Source organism: uncultured Thomasclavelia sp., from assembly GCF_944324745.1.
Classification (GTDB): Bacteria; Bacillota_I; Bacilli_A; order Erysipelotrichales; family Coprobacillaceae; genus Thomasclavelia.
Genome location: NZ_CALUXO010000057.1, coordinates 17,263 through 27,732 on the forward strand (window position 1 = coordinate 17,263; position 10,470 = coordinate 27,732).

Annotated in this window: 12 protein-coding genes; 2 read left to right on the forward strand and 10 right to left on the reverse strand. The window is 33.9% G+C overall.

Annotated features, from left to right (window positions below; translation table 11 throughout):
* Nucleotides 1-9: 9 nt before the first annotated feature.
* From Q0K54_RS07670 to Q0K54_RS07715, 10 genes are read right to left on the reverse strand one after another with little or no spacing between them, the layout of a single operon-like run.
* Nucleotides 10-1,758: an NADH-dependent [FeFe] hydrogenase, group A6 gene (locus Q0K54_RS07670; RefSeq protein WP_294579861.1), complete on the reverse strand. Its 1,749-nt coding sequence runs from the start codon at nucleotides 1,756-1,758 to the stop codon at nucleotides 10-12.
* Nucleotides 1,759-1,767: 9 nt separating this feature from the next.
* On the reverse strand, nucleotides 1,768-3,567 hold the full coding sequence (locus tag Q0K54_RS07675) for an NADH-quinone oxidoreductase subunit NuoF (RefSeq protein WP_294579863.1): 1,800 nt from the start codon (nucleotides 3,565-3,567) through the stop codon (nucleotides 1,768-1,770).
* Between the two features lie 11 nt (nucleotides 3,568-3,578).
* Entirely contained in the window at nucleotides 3,579-3,944 is a 366-nt protein-coding gene (locus tag Q0K54_RS07680) for a ferredoxin (protein WP_294579865.1), read from the reverse strand.
* On the reverse strand, nucleotides 3,941-4,477 hold the full coding sequence (locus tag Q0K54_RS07685) for an ATP-binding protein (RefSeq protein WP_294579867.1): 537 nt from the start codon (nucleotides 4,475-4,477) through the stop codon (nucleotides 3,941-3,943). The genes Q0K54_RS07680 and Q0K54_RS07685 overlap by 4 nt, the downstream gene beginning before the upstream one ends.
* Nucleotides 4,477-5,181: a PHP domain-containing protein gene (locus tag Q0K54_RS07690; protein WP_294579869.1), complete on the reverse strand. Its 705-nt coding sequence runs from the start codon at nucleotides 5,179-5,181 to the stop codon at nucleotides 4,477-4,479. Before Q0K54_RS07690 ends, Q0K54_RS07685 begins: the two co-directional genes overlap by 1 nt.
* A gap of 1 nt (nucleotide 5,182) precedes the next feature.
* On the reverse strand, nucleotides 5,183-5,509 hold the full coding sequence (locus Q0K54_RS07695) for a hypothetical protein (protein WP_294579870.1): 327 nt from the start codon (nucleotides 5,507-5,509) through the stop codon (nucleotides 5,183-5,185).
* 5 nt (nucleotides 5,510-5,514) lie between these two features.
* Nucleotides 5,515-6,678, reverse strand: coding sequence for a [Fe-Fe] hydrogenase large subunit C-terminal domain-containing protein (locus Q0K54_RS07700; RefSeq protein WP_294579873.1), 1,164 nt, complete (start codon nucleotides 6,676-6,678; stop codon nucleotides 5,515-5,517).
* On the reverse strand, nucleotides 6,675-7,082 hold the full coding sequence (locus Q0K54_RS07705) for an ATP-binding protein (protein WP_294579874.1): 408 nt from the start codon (nucleotides 7,080-7,082) through the stop codon (nucleotides 6,675-6,677). Before Q0K54_RS07705 ends, Q0K54_RS07700 begins: the two co-directional genes overlap by 4 nt.
* On the reverse strand, nucleotides 7,079-7,432 hold the full coding sequence (locus tag Q0K54_RS07710; RefSeq protein ID WP_294579876.1) for a hypothetical protein: 354 nt from the start codon (nucleotides 7,430-7,432) through the stop codon (nucleotides 7,079-7,081). Before Q0K54_RS07710 ends, Q0K54_RS07705 begins: the two co-directional genes overlap by 4 nt.
* A 1-nt stretch (nucleotide 7,433) precedes the next feature.
* Complete coding sequence (locus tag Q0K54_RS07715; RefSeq protein WP_294579878.1) at nucleotides 7,434-7,916, reverse strand: NAD(P)H-dependent oxidoreductase subunit E; 483 nt, start codon at nucleotides 7,914-7,916, stop codon at nucleotides 7,434-7,436.
* Between the two features lie 197 nt (nucleotides 7,917-8,113).
* Here Q0K54_RS07715 and Q0K54_RS07720 point away from each other — a divergent pair, with 197 nt between their 5' ends.
* Nucleotides 8,114-9,055 (forward strand): LysR family transcriptional regulator, encoded by a 942-nt coding sequence (locus tag Q0K54_RS07720; RefSeq protein ID WP_294579880.1) that lies wholly within the window; start codon nucleotides 8,114-8,116, stop codon nucleotides 9,053-9,055.
* A gap of 73 nt (nucleotides 9,056-9,128) precedes the next feature.
* Nucleotides 9,129-10,346 carry an iron-containing alcohol dehydrogenase gene (locus tag Q0K54_RS07725; RefSeq protein ID WP_294579882.1) on the forward strand — a complete coding sequence of 406 codons (1,218 nt, stop codon included), beginning with the start codon at nucleotides 9,129-9,131 and terminating at the stop codon, nucleotides 10,344-10,346.
* Nucleotides 10,347-10,470 lie beyond the last annotated feature (124 nt).

The window sequence follows — 10,470 nt, forward strand, 5'->3', positions numbered from 1 at the left end:
TAAATTCAATTATTTAAAACGTGGTTTAGCGCTATAGTGAGTATGCAATAAGTGATGCGCTTTTTCACTATTAGGTTCGCCTAAGAAATTAGCATATAATTGCTGAATCTGAGAATTTTTGTGAGCTTTACGAACTGGAAGTGACATATCTTCATCATACAAAGCTTTAGCACGAGCCTGTTTCCAATCAAAACCACTATTACGAACTAGCGCATTGACATAAGATTGGCCACCACCATTGACACAACCACCAGGGCATCCCATGATTTCAATGAAATCATATTTAGATGTTCCATTTTTAATTTCTTCAAGTAATGGTTTTGCCAGTACCATACTATGAGCAACAGCAACATGTAATGTTTTACCACCAATAGTTACCGTCGCTTCTTTTACACCTTCTTCACCACGAACTGCATGATAATCGATGTTTTCTAAATCCTCTTTAGCCAAAACATCAGCAACAGTTCTTAAGGCCGCTTCCATTACGCCACCGCTGGCTCCAAAAATGACTCCAGCTCCAGAATATTCACCAAAGACATCTTGATCAAAGTCTTCATCTTTTAAGTCTTTAAAGTTGATACCAAACATTTTAATTAATTTTCCTAATTCTCTAGTTGTTAATACGGCATCAACATCTTTTAGACCATCAGTTAAATTCTCTTCACGTTCTTTTTCACCTTTTTTAGCGACACAAGGCATAATTGAAACCACATAAATATCTTTAGGATCGATATTATTGATTTGACTATAATATGATTTGATCATTGAACCTAACATCATATGTGGTGATTTACAACTTGATAAATGATCTAATAAATCTGGATATTCATGTTCAATATAATTGACCCATCCTGGAGAACATGAAGTAATCATTGGTAAAACACCATTGTTGTTTAAGCGATGAAGGAATTCATGACCTTCTTCCATGATCGTTAGATCAGCTCCAAAATTGGTATCATAAACTTTATCAAATCCTACTAGTTTTAAAGCAGCTACCATCTTACCAGTTACTCTAGTACCAATTGGCATTCCAAATTCTTCACCTAAACTAGCTCTAACTGCTGGCGCTGTTTGCACTACTACATGTTTAGTTGGATCGTTTAAAGCTTCGATAACATCATGGATTTCTTCTTTTTCTGATAAAGCACCAACTGGACAAACATTGATACATTGTCCACATTGCATACAGTTTACATCAGCAAAACTTTTATCATAAACTGGACCAACTTTAGTTTTAAAACCACGATTGATATAACCTAAAATACCTAAACCTTGAGTTTTAAGGCAAGTTTCCACACAACGACCACATAATACACATTTTGAAGTATTACGAACAATACCAGGTGAAACATTATCGAAAGTTGGATTTGATTTTTCACCGGCAAAGGCATCTTCACGAACCCCTAATTCCTGACATAATCGCTGTAATTCACAGTTAGTATTTCGAATACATGATAAACAGTCTTTTGAATGGTTAGAAACAATTAATTCAACAACTCTTCTTCGAGCATCTAATGCCCGCTGTGAATTGGTTTTGATTACTAAGCCTTCTCGAACCGGATAGACACAGGCAGCAGCCAATGTTTTAGCTCCTTCGATTTCAACTTGACAGACACGGCAAGCTCCAGTTCCCGTCACCCCTTTTAAGTAACATAAAGTAGGGATATGGATACCGTTATTTTTAGCTGCTTCTAAGACTGTCTGTCCTTCATAAGCTTCAACCACACGGTTATTAATAGTAATTTTTACTTTTGACATTCCTTCCACCTACTTTCTTTCAATTACATTAAAGTGACAAGCGTTGACACAGTTACCACATTTAATACATTTATCTTGATCAATAACATAAGGAACTTTACCTAATTCACCATGAATGGCACCAACTGGACACTGTTTAGCACAAAGTCCGCATTTACGACATTTATCAGTATCAATTACATATTGTAATAAGGCTTTACAAACACCAGCAGGACATTTTTTATCAACAATATGAGCAATATATTCATCTCTAAATTGACTGATAGTTGATAAAACCGGATTTGGTGCGGTTTGACCTAGTCCACAAAGAGCGGTATCCTGGATCGTCTTAGCTAACATTTCTAGTTCATCTAAAGTATCCATAGTTGCTTCACCATTGCAGATTTGTTCCAATAGTTCTAACATTCGTTTTGTTCCCACGCGACAAGGAGTACATTTACCGCAAGATTCATCAACAATAAAATCCATATAGAAACGAGCAACGTCAACCATACAGTTATCTTCGTCTAAAACGATCATTCCTCCAGAACCCATCATTGAACCTAATTTGACTAATTCGTCAAATCCAATTGGAGTATCTAGCTGTTCTTCCGTTAAGCAGCCACCTGAAGGTCCACCAGTTTGAACAGCTTTAAACCGTTTATGGTTAGGACATCCTTCACCAATTTCATAAATAACTTCTCGTAATGTAGTTCCCATAGGGACTTCAACTAACCCAGTATTGACGATTTTACCACCTAGGGCAAATACTTTAGTTCCTGGAGAAGTTTCAGTACCGATTGAACGGAACCATTTGGCACCATTTAGAATAATTTGGGCAATATTGGCATAAGTTTCAACATTATTAATAATTGTTGGTTTTCCCCAAACCCCTTTATTAGCAGGGAATGGTGGTTTTGGATTTGGCATTCCTCGTTCACCTTCAATTGATTGGATCAAAGCTGTTTCTTCACCACAGACAAAGGCTCCAGCTCCTAAACGAATTTCCAAATCAAAATCAAAACCAGTATCAAAAATATTTTTACCTAATAAACCTAATTCACGCGCCTGTGAAATAGCTGTTTTTAATCTTTCAACGGCGATTGGATATTCAGCACGAATATAGATATAACCATGATGAGCTCCAATTGCATAAGCGGCAATAGCCATGGCTTCAATAACGCTATGGGGATTTCCTTCTAGAATCGAACGGTCCATGAAGGCACCGGGATCTCCTTCATCAGCATTACAGATAACATATTTTTCATCACCAGGTTCATTTAAGGCAAATTGCCATTTATTTCCGGTTGGAAAACCACCACCACCGCGGCCACGTAAACCACTGGCTTTGATTTCATCGACAACTTCTTGTGGTGTCATCTCTTGTAAGACTTTAGCTAAAGCAAAATATCCATCTTTACCAATATATTCATTAATATTTTCTGGATCAATGACCCCACAGTTGTGTAATGCAATTCTTTTTTGTTTATGATAAAACTTAGTATCATTAATATCATGGATTTCTCGAGTATCTTCATCAGATTCATTTAACATTAAACGGTGAACCGGACGTCCTTTATATAAATGTTCCATGACAATTTCTTTAACATCTGATACTTGAACTGATTTATAAATAATATTATCAGGATAAATAGAAATATTAGGACCAACCCCGCATAGACCTAAGCATCCTGTTCTTAATACTTCAATTTCTTTATCCAAGCCTAAAGCTTTGATTTCTTTTTCAAATTCAGTGATCAATTCACCAGAATTTCCGATTGTACAGCCAGTTCCCGCACAGACTAAAACTTGTGTTCTTTTTGCTGCCATCTTGCAACCTCCTATTTTTTATAGTGTCCGACTGTATATTCGTCGATTACTTCATCATGTTTTAAATGTCTATCAGCAATTTCTTTTGCTTTCTTTGGATCAACTAAAACATAAGTTGTTTTGTTGTCGTCTTGATCAAAAACTTCAACGATCGGTTCTAATGTACACATCCCAATACATCCAGTCTGGAGAACTTTAGCTGATAGATTTTGTTTAGCTACTTCTTCAACTAAAGTATTTAAAACTGGTCGAGCACCAGCGGCAATCCCACAAGTTGCCATTCCAACAACTACTCGATATTTTTGCTGTTCATCACGAATGCTCATATTGCTTCTTGCAGCATCGCGGATCTTTCTTAAATCGTCTAATGATTTCATGAGTGTAATCCCTCCTTCATATAATCTTTTAACCACATTATTATTTGAGGTTCGGTAATTGAGACATCATTGCCAAGTATTTCTTTGATCTGGCAGGTGTCTAAAGTAAAATTAAAATCATCAGTGTTATATTCAAATATATAATTTATCTTTTCATCAGCTTGAATTAAAGTAACCATTGTATCAACGATATTTCCCATTGGTGGTGTATCTAGATGATCTTTAACAAAAATACCAGTTACACTAGTTCCAATATTGACAGTTGATTCAATATCAAAATGACCACCAGTTGCTTCAATATTTTCTTTAAAAATCGGAATACCTAAACCAACTTTTCTGGTAGTTCTAGTTGTATAAAATGGATCAGTAACTTTAGTAAGCGTTTCTTTATCCATTCCTTTACCATTATCAATAATTTTAATTTCGATAATATTTTGTTTTAAACTATCGGTAATTAAAACTTTGATCATCGTAGCTCCAGCTCTTATTGAGTTATAGGCGATATCTAAAATATTCATCGCAATTTCCTGCATTACTTTTTCCTCCAAAGCTGATAGAATTTTTCTTGATCTAATTGATTTTCAGGCTCATTGATTAATTCTAAGTTATGAGCATCACTGTTGAAAAAAACATATTCATCATTGACATCAGGACATAGTTTTTTTAAATCACGTAATTCTTTAAGACAGGTAACTTCAATGCCATCATAATTTAAATTGGCTGGAATATCATGATAAACTTCGTAAATTCCAAATTTCTTAGCCATAACGTGAGCTAAAATGGCAATGCCATCAAAACGATGAATCGCTTCAACTATTTCAAAGATATCTAAATCTAAAGAAGATAACAGTAAATGCTTCTCTTCATCAATAATATTATCAAATTCATCAAAGATGACCTGATTACCATAAAAATCAGGATCATTTAATTGTTTGATCAAATGATCATCGATCCATGCTTGGATTGGTTTTAATGGAGTACCCTTTAAAAAATACGCTAAAATATGCACTTCTTCTTTACTTTGCAGTTCAACTCCATGAACAAAATCAATCTTTCCTTTTAAAATATCATGTTCAATAATTTGCTGTAAATAATGTTGCTGCTTCAATGAATTATGATCAGTTATCGAAATCAGCTCCAGTCCCTTGATATAAGCCATATTAAAGATATTATTAATTGTCATTAACTCATCACCACAAGGGGATAAAGCTGAATGAATATGCAAATCGTAATACATCTTATAATCCTAAAGTCACTAATTCTTTAGCAACTTGATAGGCGTCTTGTTCACTGACAAACAAAGGGATAGCTAATTGAGTTGCTTTATCGATCGTATCTTGATCAGGATAACTATTTTGTACAAAGATGATGCCGGCAAATTCATTTAAATCAGCTACCGCAATTACATTTAAATGTTTTTGAACTGTCAGCCACAAAGCACCTTCTTTTCCATTAGCCATGACAAGGCTCAACAAGTCACCAATATAAACATCATTGATCTCATTAGTTAAGGGAACATCATTGATTTGTTTTAACGATAATTTTAATAGTTCGTTGATTTTCATTTTTATCACCTTTTCTTAACCCGACATAATGAATCATCGACTTCACCACTGGCAATTCTAGCGGCTAAACCACGGCAATTGGCAAAGCCACAACTGCCACAGTCAAATTGTGGTAAAGTTTCTAAAATGGTATTAACTTTGTTGAACCAGGCTAGCCGTTCTTTAAAGTTTTGTTCATTACTGCTATCAATCTCATGGATTTTGCGATATTCCCTGGGAGACAGGGGCGCTAGGGGGCCATTACAATCTTCAAAGATGCTTTCAATATTAAAGCACCCTTCAAAAGGATTTGACCACAAATAGTAACCACCAATACATCCTTGAAAACAATTAAATAAAGCTATCAGATCCACATGTTTTAATTGATCAAATTCAATTAAATCTAATACAGTATTAATTTGCTGCAACCCTTCAACGCTAATAACTGACAAACTTCGATTACCATATAAATCACTAACATTACTTTTAATTCCATAACGATTAAAGTCAATATCAGATGTTTCTTCATTTTTAAGTTTATTGATTTGTGGAAACACTTGAGAAATACTGATGGCAAAGTCAATGTTGGAATCTTGATTATCAAATGGCTCTTTAGCTAAAGTCAATTTGCCAACACATTCACAAAGTGAAAAGATTCCTACATCCATATCAGCATGCTTTTTTCTAATTTGTTTAGCAGCAATTTCCACTGGATAATCATATGGTAATAGATGATCGATCAAAGTAGGGTATTCATTGGCAATTAGTTTATTGATAGTAGGACAAAATGAAGTCAGCATTGGTAGATGCTTATCTTGGCTATCAGCAATTGCCTGTTTATATAGAAATCCTTCAATATCACTATATTGAACTACTTCATCAAATCCAAACTTTTTAATTGCCTGGGCAATATTTTTAGCTTCCTGATAAGTTTTTAGATCCGATAAAATAGCAGTAGGGATCAAAGCAACATTATATTCATGTTTTTTTAAACAGCTTTCTAAATCAATGTTTTTTGTTCTTAAAATTTTCTGGTCACATGCCTGAATACAGATATCACAATTTATACATTTGTCGTTATCGATAATTACTTGTTCATTTACAATTGAAATAGCATCAACTGGACAAGACTTAACACATTTAATACATTTAGAACAATGACTTCCTAAATAATTAATTACTGGTTTCATTTAAAAGTCATCTTTATATGTGTTCCTTTTTTTGAAGATGTTATTTCAAAAGTTGAAGCAACACTTTTCATATTATAAAGTCCCATTCCAGCCCCAAATCCCAGTTCTCGGGCTTTAGGTGAAGCAGTTGAATAACCTGGCGTTAAAGCTAATTCAATATCTTCAATTCCAGGACCGATATCATCAAATGAAAGATGAATCGTACCTTCATCATCAATTTCAAAAGTAACAGTACCGCCATCGGAATGAATGGCAATATTTATTTCGGCTTCATAACAGGCAATCGCAACGGCTTTTAAAACTTTACGATCAATTCCTAAAGCTTTTAATGTCCGTTTGATATCGCTAGAAGCTGCTCCAGCATCTTGATAATTATCTTTGACAACTTGATAAGTTTTTTTCATCGACGCATTCCTGCATTGTATAATTTTCCGCAGGCTTCAAACATTGGTTCATCAGTTTGAAATAAATTTATATGCAATTTTTTGGCCATATCAATAATCGATAGATCCAATGGTTTTCCTCTGACAAACATAATTGTTTCTAAATCTAATACTTCTGCGGTTCTTAAAGACTGTACATTGGCCAGACCAGTTATAAATAAAATGTCCTCAGTTTCATTTTTTAATAGTGCTAAAGCATCTGACATTAAATCAGTTGCAAAGCCCTTATCATAATTTTTTTGGTAGATTGAAGTATCATCAACATATATTTCTCTAGCATTTAATAATGCTACGATATCCTTAACTAGCATTTTATCCTTCTTTTAAATAGTCTAATACTAACATTTTAAGATCTTCTAATTGTTTAGAACATCCAAAAACGGTTCCATCGACACTTACAACAGGAGCCAAACCACAAGCCCCGACACAACGTGTAGCATCGATTGAAAATAGTCCATCTGCACTAGTTGAGTTTACTTCGCATCCCGTCATTTCACAAAGCAAGTCAAGAATTGTCTGAGAACCATTAACATAACAAGCTGTCCCTAAGCAAACAGAAATAACATGTTTTCCTTTAGGCTCAGTTGTAAATTGTGAATAAAAAGTTACAACTCCATATACTTTAGAAACCGGTACATTGATAGCCTGAGAAATTTTTTCCATTGCTTCAAAAGGAATATAGCCAAGACTTTCTTGAATCTCATGAAGCATTAATTTCATGGGACCTTTTTCGTCTTTGTATTTAGTAACAATTTCATCAATTTTATCTAAATACTCTTGTTTCAGCTTTTTCATTTTCACACCTCTTTCTTTTTCATCATATTCTTAATTATAACACAAAATGAAACCGCTTTAAATAGATTGTCATGAAAGGAACCATATATTTAAACAGTTATAGGCCTAGATATTAAATAATATAGCTATTAAATTTTTACAGTTTAGACAAAATCAGCTAATTTTATGATAGAATGATAATGATAAGGAGGCATCTCATGAATTTATTGCATTTAAAATATGTCATCGAAGTTGCTAAAGCCGGCTCAATTAGTAAAGCTGCTAGTAACCTTTATATGAATCAACCCCATCTAAGTAAGATTATTAAAGAGTTTGAAGAAAACATGCATATTATTATTTTTGAAAGGACTTCTAAAGGGGTCATACCAACTAAAAAGGGTGCCGAATTTATTGAACGAGCTCGGAATATTTTAGCTCAGGTGGCCGAAATGGAAGCATTATATTGTAACTATGATGAAAAAACCATCCATTTGGATATTAGTGTGCCTCGAGCCAGCTATATCGCTAATGCATTTACTAATTATTTATCGAAACTTAATTTTAGTGATAAAAAAATTAGAGTTAATTATCGGGAAACTAATTCCATTGATACGATCAAGCAGGTTTATGAAGGTGATGTTAATTTAGGAATCATTCGTTTTTTTGATGATGAAAAAAACTATTTTATCAATCATTTACAATCTAAGGAGCTAGAATATCAAGAACTGTATCAATTTAAATATCAGCTTTTAGTATCTAAAGAAAATCCCTTAGTTTATCAAAAAGAAGTCTTATTAAAAGACTTAAATAATCAAATTGAAATCACTCATGGTGATGTTTCTTTGCCAGCTAGAAAAATGGGGACAACAACGCGAAGCCAGGAGTTATTAGAAAGAAAAGAGATTTCAATTTATGACCGAGGGATTCAATTTGAATTATTAGCCAGTTTGATCCATAGCTATATGTGGGTCTCTCCGATGCCAAAACAAGTATTAGATCGTTATAATCTAACTACCCTAATTTGTAAAGATTATAAGGTTAAGAGTTATGATTGGTTAATTACTCGAAAAGGGTATCATTTATCAAAAGAAGATCAAAATTTGGTTGCTGAAATAAAGGGGATAATCGCAAATAATTGGGGTATATATCAAAAGGAATAGCGCTATTCCTTTTTTGTATCTACATCATCTTTTTGAAAGCGCTTATAATATAAAGTATGGAGGTGCTTATGACATGCAAAGATTTACATTACCAAGAGATTTATATCATGGAAAAGGAGCTCTTGAAGCTTTAAAAACATTAGAAGGAAAAAAGGCTATGGTTTGTGTTGGCGGTGGTAGTATGAAACGTTTTGGTTTCCTAGATAAAGCCGTTAATTACTTAAAAGAAGCTGGAATGGAAGTAGAATTATTTGAAGGAATCGAACCAGATCCATCTGTTGAAACAGTTATGAAAGGTGCCGCTGCAATGGAAAAATTCCAACCTGATTGGATCGTTGCAATGGGTGGTGGATCACCAATTGATGCTGCAAAAGCAATGTGGATTAAATATGAATATCCAGATATTACATTTGAAGAAATGTGTAAAGTATTTGGAATTCCAAAATTACGTAAAAAAGCACATTTCTGTGCTATTCCATCAACTAGTGGAACAGCAACTGAAGTAACTGCTTTTTCAATCATTACTGATTATGAAAAAGGTATTAAATATCCAATTGCGGATTTTGAAATTACACCTGATATTGCTATCGTTGATCCTGACTTGGCAGAAACAATGCCAGTTAAATTAGTAGCGCATACTGGTATGGATGCTATGACTCATGCTATTGAAGCTTATGTATCAACAGCTAATTGTAACTATACTGATCCACTTGCAATTCATGCAATTGAAATGATTCAAGCTAATTTAGTTAAATCATATAATGGAGATATGGAAGCTCGTGATCAAATGCATGATGCTCAATGTTTAGCGGGACAAGCTTTTTCAAATGCCTTATTAGGAATTGTTCACTCAATGGCTCATAAAACTGGGGCTGCTTTCGTTGATCAAGGTGGTCATATTATTCATGGTGCTGCTAATGCAATGTATTTACCAAAAGTTATTGCATTCAATGCTAAAGATCCAACAGCTAAAAAACGTTATGGTGTCATTGCTGACTATATGCATTTAAATGGTAAAGATGATGATGAAAAAGTTGAATTATTAATTGCTTATTTAAGAAAAATGAATGATCAATTAAATATTCCTCATTCAATCAATCATTATGGTGCTGATGGTTTACCAGCTGAAACAGGATTCGTTAGTGAAGAAGTTTTCTTGGATCGTGTTGAAGAAATTGCTGCAAATGCCATCGGTGATGCATGTACTGGATCAAACCCAAGAATTCCTACTCAAGAAGAAATGGTTAAATTATTAAAAGCTTGCTACTATGATAGCGAAGTTGATTTCTAATAATATTAAGATTGACCCGATAGTTTGCTATCGGGTTTTTTGTATAAAAATATAGGCGAATAGCGATTATTGTTGTAAAATAGTGGCGGGTGGTGATTTGATGAGTTTATATGTAACTAGACAT